Annotated in this window: 14 protein-coding genes and 1 pseudogene; 3 read left to right on the top strand and 12 right to left on the bottom strand. The window is 71.9% G+C overall.

What is annotated here, in order from left to right:
- Positions 1-2: 2 nt before the first annotated feature.
- The 11 genes and pseudogenes from OV079_RS25020 to OV079_RS24975 all read right to left on the bottom strand — a co-directional run bounded on the left by OV079_RS25020 (position 3) and on the right by OV079_RS24975 (position 11,244).
- A complete protein-coding gene (locus OV079_RS25020) occupies positions 3-311 on the bottom strand; it encodes a hypothetical protein (RefSeq protein WP_267771370.1) in 309 nt (102 codons plus the stop codon).
- A 214-nt stretch (positions 312-525) separates the two neighbouring features.
- Complete coding sequence (locus tag OV079_RS25015; RefSeq protein WP_267771369.1) at positions 526-816, bottom strand: SH3 domain-containing protein; 291 nt, start codon at positions 814-816, stop codon at positions 526-528.
- Positions 817-1,500: 684 nt separating this feature from the next.
- Positions 1,501-1,980 (bottom strand): hypothetical protein, encoded by a 480-nt coding sequence (locus OV079_RS25010; protein WP_267771368.1) that lies wholly within the window; start codon positions 1,978-1,980, stop codon positions 1,501-1,503.
- Between the two features lie 23 nt (positions 1,981-2,003).
- Positions 2,004-2,678: a BatD family protein gene (locus OV079_RS25005; protein WP_267771367.1), complete on the bottom strand. Its 675-nt coding sequence runs from the start codon at positions 2,676-2,678 to the stop codon at positions 2,004-2,006.
- A 271-nt stretch (positions 2,679-2,949) separates the two neighbouring features.
- A pseudogene (locus OV079_RS58530) lies at positions 2,950-3,477 on the bottom strand (BatD family protein); the annotation flags it as partial.
- Between the two features lie 361 nt (positions 3,478-3,838).
- Positions 3,839-4,690 (bottom strand): tetratricopeptide repeat protein, encoded by an 852-nt coding sequence (locus OV079_RS25000; RefSeq protein WP_267771366.1) that lies wholly within the window; start codon positions 4,688-4,690, stop codon positions 3,839-3,841.
- Positions 4,691-5,207: 517 nt separating this feature from the next.
- Positions 5,208-6,377, bottom strand: coding sequence for a vWA domain-containing protein (locus tag OV079_RS24995; protein ID WP_267771365.1), 1,170 nt, complete (start codon positions 6,375-6,377; stop codon positions 5,208-5,210).
- 437 nt (positions 6,378-6,814) lie between these two features.
- Positions 6,815-7,870, bottom strand: a complete 1,056-nt coding sequence (locus OV079_RS24990; RefSeq protein ID WP_267771364.1) for a VWA domain-containing protein — start codon at positions 7,868-7,870, stop codon at positions 6,815-6,817.
- Positions 7,867-8,907, bottom strand: a complete 1,041-nt coding sequence (locus OV079_RS24985) for a hypothetical protein (protein ID WP_267771362.1) — start codon at positions 8,905-8,907, stop codon at positions 7,867-7,869. The genes OV079_RS24990 and OV079_RS24985 overlap by 4 nt, the downstream gene beginning before the upstream one ends.
- 343 nt (positions 8,908-9,250) lie before the next feature.
- Positions 9,251-10,228, bottom strand: a complete 978-nt coding sequence (locus tag OV079_RS24980; protein ID WP_267771360.1) for a DUF58 domain-containing protein — start codon at positions 10,226-10,228, stop codon at positions 9,251-9,253.
- Positions 10,229-10,236: 8 nt separating this feature from the next.
- Positions 10,237-11,244 (bottom strand): AAA family ATPase, encoded by a 1,008-nt coding sequence (locus OV079_RS24975; protein WP_267709863.1) that lies wholly within the window; start codon positions 11,242-11,244, stop codon positions 10,237-10,239.
- A gap of 377 nt (positions 11,245-11,621) precedes the next feature.
- On the opposite strand from OV079_RS24975, the gene OV079_RS24970 reads away from it, so the two are divergent.
- Together OV079_RS24970 and OV079_RS24965 are read left to right on the top strand one after the other, a co-directional pair.
- Positions 11,622-12,074 carry a hypothetical protein gene (locus tag OV079_RS24970; RefSeq protein ID WP_267771359.1) on the top strand — a complete coding sequence of 151 codons (453 nt, stop codon included), beginning with the start codon at positions 11,622-11,624 and terminating at the stop codon, positions 12,072-12,074.
- A gap of 6 nt (positions 12,075-12,080) precedes the next feature.
- Positions 12,081-13,142, top strand: a complete 1,062-nt coding sequence (locus OV079_RS24965; RefSeq protein ID WP_267771358.1) for a S1C family serine protease — start codon at positions 12,081-12,083, stop codon at positions 13,140-13,142.
- 192 nt (positions 13,143-13,334) lie between these two features.
- Here the strand turns inward: OV079_RS24965 and OV079_RS24960 are convergent, their stop codons facing one another.
- Complete coding sequence (locus tag OV079_RS24960) at positions 13,335-14,477, bottom strand: class I SAM-dependent rRNA methyltransferase (RefSeq protein WP_267771357.1); 1,143 nt, start codon at positions 14,475-14,477, stop codon at positions 13,335-13,337.
- 44 nt (positions 14,478-14,521) lie between these two features.
- On the opposite strand from OV079_RS24960, the gene OV079_RS24955 reads away from it, so the two are divergent.
- Entirely contained in the window at positions 14,522-15,253 is a 732-nt protein-coding gene (locus tag OV079_RS24955; protein WP_267771355.1) for a hypothetical protein, read from the top strand.
- The last annotated feature ends 3 nt before the right edge of the window (positions 15,254-15,256 follow it).

The following is a 15,256-nucleotide window of genomic DNA, read 5'->3' as shown; positions in this document are numbered from 1 at the left end:
ACTCAGCCGCTGGCGGCGGTGACGGAGTGGCGCGAGGCGTCGAGGAAGGCCAGGCGATACACGGAGTTCTCGGTCTCGACGTACATCAGCCGGCGCTCGCGCACGTCCTCGCGGCCCTCGGTCTCGGCGGTGGTCAAGATCCGGCGGACCGCGGTGGTGACCATGCGACGCCCGTTCGGGTCGCGGAAGATCACCATGCCTCGCCCCACCATCGGCTCGCTGATCAGAAAGCCCTCGTACGGCTTCTTGATGGCGGTTGCGACCGACCCTTCACCGTTGCTGCGAATCTTGGTGGCGAGGACCGCGAGCACGACACGTTTACAGTATCGTGGCAGTGAAAAAACGCTACGCCCAATTTCGACCTGCGCGCGGCGGGCGACACGCGGAGCGCGCGGGCGGCAGCTGTTGCGCGGCTCGCTCCTCGGCGGTGGTGTTCCGAGGGACCTACCCCGTGCGTCGGTGTCGCGACGCGTGCGCTCGGACGGCTGTACGCGCCGCGTCGGTGCGAGCGATAGCGCAAGACCCTCACGGTTCGCTGGCCAGGCGTCGCGGCGGCGCTGCGAGTTCGCCGAGTCCGGACAGCGGGGCCCAACCTTCGAGGCCGCCTGGCAGACGGACGCGGCCCCAACCGGAGCCGCGTTCGACGAGGCTGAGACGGCTCCCGCCCTGCACGGTGAAGACGGTCTTGCGGTGGATGCTCGGGCCTTCGCGGACCTCGAGCTTGGCCGGGAGGGCGATGGCTTGCGGCGCGCCGAGTTCGGTACGCAGGGCGTAACCGTGGAGGCCGCCGATCACCAGGTAGAGCGCCGCAAGCACTGCGGCGAGGCCGGCGAGAGCGCTGCGGGCGGCCTCGCGGAAGCGAGACCGGGCGATCCACAGCAGCAGGGCGAGCCAGCCCGCGACGACGGACAGCCAGCCGAACGCGGGCGAACGGAGGGCCGAAGGCCGCGTCGCGCCACGTCTCGGGGCGATCGATCTGGAGGTTGGCGGCGGCGGCCGCGACTTCGGCCCGCTGGCGGACCACGCCGAGGTTGCGCCGCGCGGCCTCGGCGATGTCCACGCTGGCCTCGGCTTGCGGCTGGAGGGCGCGGCGGAGGTGATAGGTGGCCGGGCCGAGCTCGCCGAGCTGCGCGTAGGCGGTGCCGAGGTTGAACGACAGGGCCGCGCTGCGACCGGGGAGCAGCGCCTCGGCGTCCTCGTAGGCTCGCACGGCGCCCGCGTAGTCGCCGGCGCCGGCCAGAGCGTTGCCGCGCGCGAAGGCGTCGTCGACCACGTCGGCGCGGGCAGAGGCGGCCATGAGCGCGAGCAGGGCGAAGATCGAGAGCGCGCGGATTCGCATGCGAGTCATGAGTTCGGTCGGGCGAGGCCGGGGCTGGTCGAGCGCTGGGGGCGTGGAGGGGTGCTGGCTTCGGGCGGGCGATGGGACCGGCTCAGGACGGCTCAGGCGGGCATCAGGAGACGGCAGGGTGCAGGCGGGCGAGGGGGTCCGCAGGGACCGGGTCACGGCCGGTGGGGACGATCCTCGGACTGGGAATTACGAGGGGGTCGGACCGGCGCGCCCGGCTTCAGGGCCGTCGAGCTGGTCAGGAGCTCGCGCGTGGTTCGGAGGGCGACTTCCCGTTCGCTGGCAGATTCGCCGCGGGAGCCGAAGCGGGCGGCGTCGCAGCGATCGAGCAGGTCGCGCAGGCGGTCGCAGTCGGCGGAGGAGACGCCCTTGCGCGCGAGCAGGGCCAGCAGGGCGTGACGGGGCAGGCCTTCGCCTTCGGGGCCGGCACGTTCGACCGCTGCGGCTTGCAGCAGCTGGGCGAGGGCGGGGTAGAAGCCGTCGCCGGAAGCGAGGCCGCGTTCGGCCTGGGCCAGCAGCTCGCGCTGTTTGGCGGCCCGGGCAGCGGCGGCCTGGCTGTGTTCGTCGGGGCCGAAGCGGCGCCACAGCGCGTTCGCTGCTGTCCCGAGAGCCAGGAGCACCGGCGCCCCGGCCATGGCCCAGCCCCAGCGCGACGGCGTCAGCCACGAGGGCGACGGCGTCGCGCGCGGGAGCGTGGCCGGCTCGGCGATCGGGGCGAGGATGCCCTCTTCCTCGGCCGCGGTCGGCGGGGGAGTGTGTCGGTCGTCGGGGTCGGGGCTGCGTTGGGATCGCCGGCGACGGTCAGCTCGATAGGGGCGCTCGTGGCGGTCTGGTAGCTCGCAGTGGCCGGGTCGAAGTAGTGGAACGTGTGCGGGGGGACGGTCAGCTGGCCGCCGCGCTCGGGGATGACGAGGAACGCGTAGCGGCGCTCGCCGCCGAGCTGGGCTCCGGTCGTCACGTCGGTCTCGATCTTGGGCTCGTAGCGGCGCAGACCGGGCATCTCGGGCCAGGCGCCGGGGTCGATGACGCGGATGTTGCCGGTGCCCTGGATGGCGATGGTGAGCGTGAAAGGTTCGCCGACCTTGATGTTGGTGCGGTCGGCCTGGGCGCGGATGGTGTAGACGCCGACGTTGTTGGGCGAGAAGCCGGGCGGGGCGCCGGCGGGCAGCGGCTTGACCTCGACGGTGACGGGCCGGCCGGTGATCCGGCGGCGCATGCCGATGCCGACTTCGGCGGGCGAGAGGGTGAGGGTGCCGGCGCGCTGGGGGAACAGGGCGCGGCGCAGGCCGGGGTGGACGCGGTAGGCGGTGTTGCCGACGACCGCCTGACGCATCTGGCCCTGCGGCAGCTCCTCGCTCCAGAAGTCTTGAAAGCCGAAGCTGGCGCAGCTGGATCTGCAGGAAGGGCAGGCGCTCGTAGATCTCGAGGGTGTAGGTGAGCTGTTCGCCGACGAAGACGGTCGGCTTGTCGAGGCGAGTCCACAGGAAGATGTCGCCCTGCGGCTCGGTGGGGCCGTCGGCGGCCGCGGGGACCGGTTCGGTCGGCGCGGCTTGACCGGTGACCTCGATCGCGGGGGTCCGCGGCGGGGTCACCTTCGTCTTGCCCTCCAAGATGTGGACCGGCAGCTCGAAGCGGCCGGGCTTGCTGGCGATGAGGGTATAGACGCTGGTCAGCGTGGTCCGGGTCGTCATGGTCGACCCGCGGCCGGTGCCGAAGCTGAACGAGCTGCTGGTGCTGCGGTAGGTGGCCGGCATGCCCACGATCTGCAGGCCCAGCGCGGCCAGGTCGGGCAGCACCGGCTCCGGGACCTCCGAGCCGCGCTCGCCCTCGCTGTCGACCTGGACGGTGAGCTCGAACGCCTCACCGACTTCGACCCGGTCGCGATCGAGCTCGGCGACGATGCGAGACTTGGTGTCGGCGTGAGCTGCCCTCGGGGACAGGTAGAGGCCGAGGCCGGCGGCGCCGGCGAGCTGCAGCAGACGGCGCCGGGCGAGGAGAGCAGGGCGAGCCGGTCGGAGGGACAGGGAGGCGGACTCTTCCGCAGCCGAAGCGACGTGGGCGGGCTTTGGGGCCAGCTCGGGCGACTGGACGAGACGGGGCGCCGTGAGCTCGCGGGAGGTCTCTGGGGACACGTCAGGAAGGGAAACCGTGAGCCCGGGGAAGCCCTCTGGGGACTGGGCGAGACGGGGCGCCGGGGACTCGCAGGATGGCTTTGGGACAGGTCGGGAGGCTGGGCGAGAAGGGGCGCCGTGGCCTCGAAGGATGGCTTTGGGGACAGGTCTGGCGACTGGACGAGACGGGGCGCCGTGGCCTCGCAGGATGGCTTCTGGGACAGCTCGGGAGACTGGACGCGAAGGGGCGCCGTGGACTCGCAGGATGGCTTTGGGGACAGGTCGGGCGACTGGACGAGATGGGGCGTCGTGAGGCCGTGAGATGCCGGATCTGTCCGATGAGACAGCCGAGCGGGCGAGGCTGGTCGGTGCGGTGCCACGGTCACCAGTCCTTCTCGACCCGGATCTGGCGAGCCGGTCGGTCGAGCTGGAAATTGTCTTCCGCGTCGAGCTGCTCGAGCGCCTTGTCGAGGTCGGCCTTGTCGAGCTGGGGCTGAGGCTGGGGCTGGGGCTGGGGCTGTTCGCCCTTCTCCTGCTTCTGCTCGTTCTGCTTCTGCTCGTTCTGCTTCTGCTCGTCTTGCTTCTGCTCGTCCGGTTTCTGCTCGTCCTTTTTCTCTTCGTCTTTCTTCTGCTCGTCTTTTTTCTCTTCGTCCTGCTTCTGCTCGTCCTTTTTCTCTTCGTCCTGCTTCTGCTCGTCTTTTTTCTCTTCGTCCTTCTTCTCTTCGTCCTTGTTTTCCTCGTCCTTGTTCTCTTGGTCCTTCTTCTCCTCCTCTTGCTTCTTCTTCTCCTCTTCCTCTTTCTGCTTCTTCTTCAGCAGGGCGAGTTCGAGGTTCCACTTGGCGTTGGCGTGGTCGGGCTTGGCCTTGAGGCACTTGATGTAGTGCTCGATGGCGGGATCGAAGGCCTCGGCGTCCAGGTCGAGGTTGCCGAGCTCGTATTCGGAGCTGGCGTGGACGTCGGGGTGAGTGGACTCGGTGCCGCGCTCGAACGCCTTGCGGGCCTCGTCCTTGTCGCCCTTGGCGACGAGCGCCAGGCCGCGGTCGTAGAAGATCTCGGGGCGCTCGCCGAGCTCGGCCTCGGCGGCGGCGTAAGCCGTGAGGGCGGCCTCGTGGTCGCCGCTGTTGTAGGCGGCGATGCCGGCCTCGACGTCGCTGTTCTTGCCGGCGAGCGCCTCGGCGAGCCAACCGGCGGCGAGCACGGCGGTGAGTAGCTTGCTGGTCGATACGAGCGGCACTGTCTCAGCGTCCTTTCTCGCGCGGCGGCGCGGCGGCGAGGCGTTCGCGGGGCGATGCGAAGTAGTGAGTGCATCGAGCCTCGCGCGGGGCGGCGAGGGGTTCGCGGGTCGATGCGAAGTAGTGAGTGCATCGAGCCTCGCGCGGGGCGGCGAGGGGTTCGCGGGTCGATGCGAAGTTGTGTGCGCGTCGAGCCTCGCGCGGGGCGGCGAGGGGTTCGCGGGTCGATGCGAAGTTGTGTGCGCGTCGAGCCTCGCGCGGGGCGGCGAGGGGTTCGCGGGTCGATGCGAAGTTGTGTGCGCGTCGAGCCTCGCGCGGGGCGGCGAGGGGTTCGCGGGTCGATGCGAAGTAGTGAGTGCATCGAGCCTCGCGCGGGGCGGCGAGGGGTTCGCGGGTCGATACGAAGTTGGGAGCGCGTCGTCCCTCGCGCGGCGCGGCGGCGAGGGGCGACACGCAGAGGATGTCCGCGACGTTGTTCGCCTGGGGCGACGACTGGCGGATGGGCCCGGCCTGCATCGATCAGGGCCCTTTCTTGCGCTCGGGGAGGGCGAGCGAGAGCGCGAGGAGGAGCAGGGCGGGGACGACGAGGAAGGCGTAGCCCTCCTCACGGTGGGCGGTGACGGTGTCCTCGCGCTGGCCCTTGGAGAGGTCGCGGATCCACTCGGCCACCCGGTCGAGGCCGAACTTGTCGGGCTCGACGAGGACGTAGTCGCCGCCGGTGGTCTTGGCGATGTCCTTGAGGGTGGCCTCGTCGACGCGGGTCATGAGGTAGTTGCCCTGCTCGTCGGTGACGAAGCCGTCGGGGTTGCCCTCGGCGTCGAACTTCTGGATCGGCTCGCCGGACTTGGAGCCGATGCCGACGGTGTAGATCCGCACGCCCAGCTTGGCGGCCTCGGCGGCCACTTCGAGCGGGCGCGAGACGGTGTCCTCGCCGTCGGTCAGGAGGATGACGACCTGATCGGACTCCGACGGCGGGATGTCCTCGACCGCCTTGCCGTCCTTGGTCGGGAACGACTTGGTGGGGCCGCCCTCCGGGCCGGCCGCAGCGGCGCGACGGGCGTCGATGAGGAAGGTGAGCGCGAGCTTGAGGGCCTTGCCGATCGCGGTGCCGCCGGGGTTCTCGGTGCGCGGGTCGGCCTTGTCGAGGTAGAGCTTGAGGACGCGGGCGTCGCGGCTGACGGGCAGGCCGCGCGCGGCGCCGGCGAACACGACGAGACCGACGCGGTCGCCGCGACGGTCGGCCTCGTCGAGGAAGCGCTGCAGCTCGGCCGCGAGCCGCTCGCTGCGCGACGGGTAGACGTCGCGGGCGAGCATCGACTTGCTGTAGTCGACGGCGAGCACGATGTCGAGGCCGGTGGCGGGGACGATGGTGGTCTCGCCGCCGTACTGCACGCGCAGGAGGCCGGCGCACAGCAGCAGGACGGAGAGCACGGAGACGACGGCGGCGACGACCCGGCTGGCGTGGTTGACGCTGCCGACGAGGCGCTCGACGAGGACGGGGCTGCCGAGGCTGGCGAGGCCGCGCCGGCGCTGACGGGCCGCCCAGATGTAGGCCGCCGCCGCCAGCGGGACCAGCACGAGCAGCCACAGCAGGTCCTCGCGGGCGATCACCACCTCTTCGAACAGGGTCAGGACGTCCTTCGCCTCGACGTCCTGGGCGAGGTCGCGGATCGCTTCGGCGGGGCTCATGCGCACCTCCGCGGGCGAAGCGAGGCGAGGTCGGACGAGCGCCGCCGCGCGAGGAGTTTAATAAAAGGGAATGTCCCTGTGGACATGTCTGAGAGGACATGTCTCGAAGGTGTCGGGCTCAGGGGGCGCGGCGGGAGAGGAGCGTGCGGGCGCGCGGGAGGCGGGGGGCGGCATGGCCGTTCGGACATGGCCGAGGGGGCATGTCGCAGATGTTCCGGGCTCGAGGGGGCGCGCTGGGGGCGGCATGGCCGTTCGGACATGGCCGAGGGGGCATGTCGCAGATGTTCCGGGCTCGAGGGGGCGCGCCGGGGCGGCATGGCCGTTCGGACATGGCCGAGGGGGCATGTCGCAGATGTGCCGGGCTCAGGGGCGCGCGGGGCTGGCATGTCCGTTCGAACATGGCCGTACGGTCATGTCCTTCGGGGCGGGGGTCGGGCTCATGGGAACCTCCGCAGGCGGGTCGAGCGGAGCACGATGTCGAGCATGAGGAGGAGCAGGGCCGGCCACAGGACCAGGTGGAACAGCTGGGCGCGGATGTGTTCGCCGAGGATCGTCGAGCGATCGAGCTTGTTGAGCAGGTCCTGGAAGGTGGTGACGAGGGCCTGTTGGTCGACGGCGGTGTAGGCGTAGCCGCCGGTGGTGCTGGCGATCCGCTCGAGCCGGCCGGGGTCGATGGAGGCGGCCTGGCGGCCGATCAGGACGGTGTAGACGTGGACGCCGCGGTCGGCGGCCTCGCGCGCCATCGAGTCGGGGTCGACGCCCTCGGCGTTGTGGACGCCGTCGGTGAGGAGGACGACGACCTTGCTGTCGGCCTCGGACTCCTTGAGGCGGTTCAGCGCCTGGCCGAGGCCGGCGCCGATGGCGGTCTTGCTGCCGTCGATGCTGCCGAGCTGCAGGCGGCGCACGAGCTGGCGCAGGACGCCGTGGTCGACGGTCAGCGGCGAGACGGTAGTCGCGGTGGCGCCGAAAGCGACCATGCCGACGCGGTCGTGGCGGCGGCGGGCGATGAAGCTGTCGATGACGTCCTTGGCCGCCTCGAGGCGGTTCGGGTAGAGGTCGTCGGCCTCCATCGAGTCGGATAAATCGAGCGCGACGACGATGTCGATGCCCTTGTGCTCGACGCGGTCGGTGGCGCGGCTCGACTCGGGGCGGGCCAGCGCGAGCGCCAGCAAGACCGCGGCGGCCAGGCGCAGGCCGTCGGGCAGGTGGGCCAGGCGCGCGGCCAGGCCGGGGCCGAGGCGGCGGGCCGAGGTCGCGCGCGAGAACTTGAGGGTGGCCGGGCGCGGCGAGACGACGCCGCGGATCACCACCGCCAGCAGCGGGACGAACGCGGCCAGCAGCCACCACGGCGAGGCGATGACGACGTGGCGCAGGTCGGCCCCGAGGTACGCGGCGAGGCCCGCCAGCGTCAGCACGAGCGCGAGCCCAGCGAAGCCGAGGATCGGCAGGAGGTTGCGCAGCACGGCGACGAGCCGCTCGGTGGAGGCGCTCACTCGTCCTCCTCCTTGTACTTGGGCACCGGCTCAGTCGGGATGTCCGCCTCCGGGACCAGCTTCGGCGCTGCGGGCGAGGACATGTCCTTCACGACCTGTTCTTTGGGCCCTGTCTCGGAGGGCCTGTCCTTCGGAGCCTGGTCCTTGGGACCGGCGGGCGCGACCGGGGTGGTCGCCACGACCATGCCGCGGGCCTGCTCGACGGCGGCGGCGGCCTCGCTCGGCGGCGGGGCGAAGCGGGCGAACTTGACGAGGTCGCACTGCTGCAGGAAGCGGATCACCTCGGTCGGCTTGAGCGGGGCGATCGCGGCCTCGGAGCGGAGCAGGGCGGCCCGCAGCTCGTCGGTGGTGCGCTCGAGCGCGTCGATGCCGAAGCGTCCCTCGAGGTAGCCCTTGAGGATCTCGGTGAGCATGAGGTAGTGCAGCTGGAACTCGCCGCGGCCGGCGTAGTCGGCCTCCTTCAGGCGGTCGAGCGCGCGCAGGGCCACGCGGTCGGCCGGCTCGGGCGGCGGCAAGACGACGGGGCGCGGCCGCCGGCGCCAGCGCAAGAACAGCAGCGCCGACACGAAGCCGGCCACGAGCGCGCCGGCGGTGAAGTAGATCGCGGTCTCGGCGGTGTTGTTGGGGTATTCGAGGGAGATCGGCGGGTCCTCGCCCTGGCGCTTGGGCTCGGCCTCGTTGGCCAGCAGGGCGGTGACGCTGAAGCTGTGCGAGGGGACCTGGGCGGTCTGCACCGCGCCGTCGGGGGCGACGTAGGTGATCGGGAAGCTCGGGGTCTTGGCCTCGCCGACGCCGAAGTGCTGGATGGTGAAGGTGAAGACCTTGCGCAGACCCTGGCCGGTGCTCTCGGGCTCGCTCTCCTCGACCGAGACCAGGTGCATCGGGTCGAGCTTGAGGCCGAGCGGGACGTTGACCGCGAAGCCGGTCGGGTAGGCGACGGTGACCTCGAGCTCGAGGAGGTCGCCGATCTGCGATGGGTCGGGGGTGACGCGCGCGCTGATCGCCACCGGGCTGTCGATGGCTGGCGCAGAGGACATGTCCTCGGAGGCAGGTTCACCGGTCGGGGCGGAGGGGACCGGGGCGACGCTCGGCGCGGGTCCGGGCGGGAGCGCCGGCGAAGGCGCGGGGACCGGCGCAGACGGGTCGGGCGCGTCCGTGGGCGCGGACGGGTCGCGCACGGGCGCAGGGTCGGAGGGGTCCGCGGGCGCTCGCGCAGACGCGGGCCCGGGGCCGCGCGAGGGCGCCGGGGCGGAGGGGTCCGCGGGCGCTCGCGCGGGCTCGGAAGCGGGGGGTCCGCGGGCGGCGACGGATCCGTCAGCGCGGGCGCGGCGGCCTGGCCGAGCAAGGCGGCGAACAGGAGAGCGTGGGCAAGGGACGACGTCACCGGCGCATCCTCCGGGCCCTGCGGGCGAAGAAGTTGACGAGCGGCTGCTGCCAGTTGTCGCCGCAGCGGATCGACATGCTGTCGAGGCTGAGCTTGCGCAGCATCTGGTCGAGGCGCGCGCGCTCGGACTCGACCCGCTGGCGGTAGTGCTTGGCCCGCCGCGGGCTGAGGTCGAGGAAGCTGTCGCCGCCGAGGCCGAGCAGCTCGAGGTCCTCGAGGGCGACGAGGCCGAGGGCCGGGAGCTCGAGCTCGAGCGGGTCCTCGACGCGGATCGGGATCAGGTCGTGGCGCCGGCGCACCATCTTGAGCGCGTGCTCGAAGGCGCGGGCGGCGTCGGGCGCGTCGTCGGGGACGGCGTCGACGAAGTCGCTGATCAGGATGGCGACGGTGTGGCGCTGGCCGAGCCGCGCGAGGTACTCGAGGCCGCTGGCGACGCGGGTGGCGCGGCTCTGCGGGACGTGCGTCAGCACCTGCTGCACGACCGCGAGCACGTGCTTGCGACCGCTGCGCGGCGGGACGAACACCTCGACGGTGTCGGTGAAGCCGATGAGGCCGACGCGGTCGTTGTTGCGGATCGCCGAGAAGGCGAAGGTGGCGGCCAGGCGGGCGACGAGCTGGCGCTTGTCGTAGTCGCGCGAGCCGAGGTCGAGGCTGCCCGACATGTCGACCACGAGCATGACGGTGAGCTCGCGCTCCTCGGTGAACAGCTTGACGTGCGGCTCGCCGGTGCGCGCGGTGACGTTCCAGTCGATCGCGCGCACGTCGTCGCCGGGGGTGTAGGCGCGGACCTCGGAGAAGGCGACGCCCTGGCCCTTGAACACCGACTGGTAGGAGCCGGCGAGGTGCTGGTTGACGAGCCGCGAGGTCTGGATCTCGATGCGACGGATCTCGCGCAGGAGCTGGGTGGTGCGCTCCTTCGCGGCCTCGGCGTCGCTCCGGCTCGGCGGCGACTTATCGGCGGACGGGCGGGCCATGGCGGCGGTTACGGGACCTGCACGTGCTCGAGGATCGCCCGCACGACCTCCTCGACGGTCTTGCCCTCGGCCTCGGCCTCGTAGGAGAGGATGATGCGGTGGCGCAGGATGTCGGGCGCGACGGCCTTGATGTCCTCGGGGCTGACGTAGCCGCGGTGACGCATGAAGGCGTGGGCCCGCGCGGCCTGGAACAGGGCGATGGTGGCGCGCGGCGAGGCGCCGAAGTCGATGAACGGAGCCAGCTTCTCGAGGCCGACGGCGCCGGGTGTGCGGGTGGCGGCGACGACGTCGACGATGTACTTCTGGACCGGTTGCTCGACGATCATGCGGTCCATGGTCTGCTGGACCTTGGCGATGTCGTCGGGGCCGATCACCGGCTGGATCTCGACCTTGGCGGTGCTGGCCGCGCCGCCGATCCGCTGCATGATCTGCAGCTCCTGCTCGGCGGTCGGGTAGCCGACCTTGATCTTGAACATGAAGCGGTCGAGCTGGGCCTCGGGCAGGGTGTAGGTGCCCTCCTGCTCGATCGGGTTCTGGGTGGCGAGCACCAGGAACGGCTTCGGCAGCGGGTAGCTGGTGTCGCCGATCGTCACCTGGCGCTCGGCCATCGCCTCGAGCAGCGCGCTCTGGACCTTGGCCGGGGCGCGGTTGATCTCGTCGGCCAGCAGCAGGTTGGTGAAGACCGGGCCCTTGCGGTTGGTGAAGCTGCCGGTCTGATGGTTGTAGATGACGGTGCCGAGGACGTCGGAGGGCAGCAGGTCGGGCGTGAACTGGACCCGCTTGAACTCCATGTGCAGGCAGCGGGCGAGGGTGCTGACGGTGAGCGTCTTGGCCAGGCCCGGGGCGCCCTCGAGCAGCACGTGCCCGTGGCACAGGAGGCCCATGAAGACGCGCTCGATCATCTCGTCTTGGCCGACGATGACCTTGTGGACCTCGGTCATGAGGCGCTCGACGAAGGCGCTCTCGCGCTCGACGAGGTCGTTGATCACGCGGATGTCGTAGGCTCCTACACTCATGGCTGTCGCTTGATGGGTACGCGGTGGTGGGGAGGCAAGGGGGTCGCGGCGGGCGGCGCGATCCGTGGTGCGCCGGATCTATACGCCCGGCCGCCTACCACGCAAAGTGGCCGGTTATTTCCCGGTCTGCGGGCCTTGAGGACGTGCTGCGCGCGCTCCGGACCTGGAGCGGGCCGCGGAATTTCGGGTGCCGAGCGCGGCCTCGCGGACGCCGCACGGCCGCTGTTGGGACCCGCCGCGGCGTGAGGTCGCCAGTCCCGCGCGGCCGGGGGTTCGCCGAAAATCCGCGGACGGCCGGCGGGCGGAACGGTGGCCGCGCACCGGCGCGCGCGCGCCGGTTTGACGGACGGCGGCCGGTGTTCTAAAAGGGCCGCCGCATGGTTGCCCCGCGCCAGCTCGAACGGCTCTTCGACCTCCGCACCGTCCGCCGCAACATCCGCGGTGGGCTCATCACCAAGGAACGCTACGAGGAGTGGCTCAAGACCCTCCCGGATGCGGCCGACAACGTCGCCACGGTGAGCTTCGAGGACGAGGACCGCGAGGCCCGTCGCGCTTCGCCGCGGTTCCCCGTGATTTCTCCCACGCGTCCGCTGGTCAGCGCGCCGTTCGACGACGACGACGATGACGACGACTACGACGACGAGGACGAGGACGTCGACGGCGACGAGGCCGCCAGTGAGGCCGACGAGGCCGACGAGGCCGCCGAGGCCGCGAGCGAGCCTGCGAGCGACGCCACGAGCGAGCCCGCCGGCGAGCCCGAGGCCCCCGCGAGCGACGCGGGCGACGCGAACGACGCGGGCGACGCGAACGACGCGAACGACGAGGGCTGAACGCCCGTGCTCGCGCGAGTGGTCGTCGGGCTGATCGCGCTCGTCGCGTGTCGACCGCTCGACGACGAGGCGCCGGCACCTGTCCCTTCAGACAGCCCGAAATCCGAGCCGACGCCGAGCCCGCCGCCGGTGCGACCGCCGCGCTCGGCCGCGCTGCCCGACTTCGCGGCGGTGACCGAGCAGATCGCGCCGTCGGTGGTCAGCGTGATCTGCACGCTGCCGCAGGCGACCGGCCGTCCGAAGCGCGGGGTCGGCAGCGGCACGATCGTGCGCGCCGACGGGCTGGTGGTGACGAACGCTCACGTCGTGCCGATCACCGCCAGCGCGATCGACGTCGAGTACGCGAATCAGGAGCGGGTGCGGGCGCAGGTGATCCACCGCGAGCCGCTGCTCGACCTGGCGGTGATCGCCCCCGATCCGCCGCGCGTCGACCAGGCGCCGGTGGTGTTCCGCGAGCGACCGGTGCGCCCCGGCGAGTGGGTGCTGGCGGTCGGCCACCCGTTCGGCCTCGGTGACACGGTGACGGTCGGCGTGGTCTCGGGCCTGGGGCGCGACTGGGTCGACGTCGGCAAGCCGGAAGATCTGCCGCAGGACGGCTTCTTCAGCTTCGTGCAGACCGACGCGTCGATCAACACCGGCAGCTCGGGCGGGCCGATCGTCGACCTGCGCGGCGAGGTGCTGGGGATCGCCACCGCCGTCCGCGGCGAGGGCACCGGGATCGGCTTCGCAGTGCCGGCGCCGATGGTCCGCCGCTACCTCGAAGAGGTGCTGACGCACGGCCGCTTCCGTCGCGTGCGCCTCGGCCTGCGCGCCGTCGACGACGACGAGTTCCCCGGGCGCATGGCGACCGTCAAGGTGACGCGGGTCGAGGCGGCGGGCCCGGGCGCGAAGGCCGGGTTGCAGGTCGACGACTTCATCCTGTCGGTCGCCGGCCGCCCGGTCAGCCGCGTGTCCGAGGTCGCCTACCTGACGCAGCTCATCGGCGTCGACGGGCCGATCGAGCTGCAGGTCCAGCGCGCCGGCGAGCCGCTGCGCTCGGTCACGCTGGCGCCCGTCGAAGGGCTGTGATCGCAAGGACATGTCCGAAGGGGCATGTCTTGGAGGTCGTGGGAGCCACGCGAGGAGCGGGAGCGACGAGGGCTCGCGCGTCCGGAGTGGCGGGCCGCGCCGAGGCGTGACGGAGGCGAAGGGCATGTCCGGGAGGGCATGCCCGATCGGTCATGTCTTCGAGGGCATGCCCGTGCGGGCATGCCCTTCGGGTCAGACGTCGCGGCGCTGGTAGACGTTGACGCGCAGGTATTCGCCCTCGGCGTGGCCGGGCCACACGGGGTGGTCGGGGCCGGGGCCGAGGGCGTGGACACGGGCGAGGTCGCGGGCGCCGGCGGCGAGGAGGGCGGCGTCGAGGTCGCTGCGGCCGACGTGGTGCGAGCAGCTGCAGGCCAGCAAAAAACCGCCGGGGCGCAGGCGCGGGAGCAGGCGGCCGAGGCTGCGGGCCATCGCCCCGACGGCGCGCTCGCGGCCTTGCGAGCCGGTGGCGATCCGCGGTGGGTCGAACACGATCACGCCGAACGGGCCGGCCAGGTCCGGGTGGTCGAGGGCGCCGAACATGTCGGCCTGGACGAAGGCTGTCCGATCGGTCAGGTCGTTGCGGGCGGCGTTGCGGCGGGCGAACTCGAGGGCGCGCGCGCTCTGGTCGAGGCCGATCGCGGAGACGCCGGCGGCGGCGGCGTGGACGACGAAGCCGCCGACGTGGCAGCCGAGGTCGAGCATGGGGCCGGCGGCGCGCACCGCCAGCTGGGCGGCGAGGCGGCGGTTGTCACGCTGGTCGAGGTAGGCGCCGGTCTTCTGCGCCGGCGGGGCCGGGCAGCTGAACCAAAGGCCATGTTCCTGGAACTCGAGGGTCGCCGCGGGATCTTCGGGCGCGGCCTCGTCGGCGATCACGAACACGCGGCCCGGCGTGCGCGAACGCAGGAGCTCCAGGATCGCGGCGCGGCGGGCGGCGACCGCGGGGGTGCCGAGCTGGACCACGCGGTCGTCGCCGTAGCGGTCGACGACCAGGCCGGGCAGGCCGTCGCCCTCGCTGTTGACCTCGCGATAGGCGGTGGTGCCGGGGTCGGTGGCAAGGCCGAGCTCGGCGCGGGCGGCGAGGGCGGCGGCGAGCCGGCGCTCGAACCAACCTTCCGCGGGCGGGGTTGCGCCCCAGTGGACGACGCGGAGCGGGATGTCGGCGTCGGGCGCGAGCAGGCCCCAGCCGAGCACGACGTCGCGGTGATCGACGAGCTGCGCGAGGCTCGCGGGGTCCGGGGGTCCCCAGATCTTGGCGACCTGGCGCTGACGGATCCACGGCCCGGACTCGGGGCCGATCCGGCCGGCATCTCGCCGGAGTGCGACGCGGGTGGTCATGCGCGGGGATTATGCGCGAAAAAGATTTGCTATGGTGCCCCCGCATGCTCCCCCTGGCGGCGCTCCTGGCCACGTGCCTCGCCTACGGCGCGTCGGGTCTGCCCGCGCCCCGCGGCAATACGGTGCTCGACATCGCCGAGAAGAAGCGGGTGTTCGGCGTGTCGATCATCGGCCGCATGGGCATCCTCATCGGCGCGGGCGACGTGCTGTTCGATCGCCGGCCGCCGCTCGGGTTCGGCTTCGGCATCGCCCTGCGCTACCACGCGCTGCGCCTCGGGCCGATGCGGTTCGGCTTCGAGTTCCAGGGCGGGCACACGCGCTTCCCCGACCGCAACCGCTACACGGTGCCGGCCGACCCGACCACGCCGATCGACCCGAACACGGGGGCGCCGGTCGGCCAGCAGGTGACGCGGGTCTCGTCGCTGTCTCACACCGACCTGACTCTCGGGCCATCCTTTCAGCTGCCCGCGCGGGTGCTGGTGATCGAGTTCGGGGCCGGCGCGGGGCTGATGATCTCCAACTGGCGGCGCATGCGGTCGGCCAACCCGTGGGAGGACGAGCAGACCGTCGGCTACGACCCGCTGATCCGCGCCGGGGCCAGCATCGGCGTGCCGATCCGCAACAACCACGGGCTCGCGCTGGGGGTCGACTTCCAGAAGGCGTTCTCGCGCACGAAGGTGGTGGTCGACCCCGCGGCGCCGGTCGGTACGCCGCCCGACAGCGTGGTGTTCGACATGCTCCTGGGCGTGACGCTGGCCTATCAGGCATGGTTTTGAGGA

The organism is Nannocystis pusilla, assembly GCF_026626665.1.
GTDB classification, from domain to species: Bacteria; Myxococcota_A; Polyangia; order Nannocystales; family Nannocystaceae; genus Nannocystis; species Nannocystis pusilla.
The sequence above is the reverse complement of the archived record's forward strand: the minus strand, read 5'-3'. Positions and strand labels throughout refer to the sequence as shown.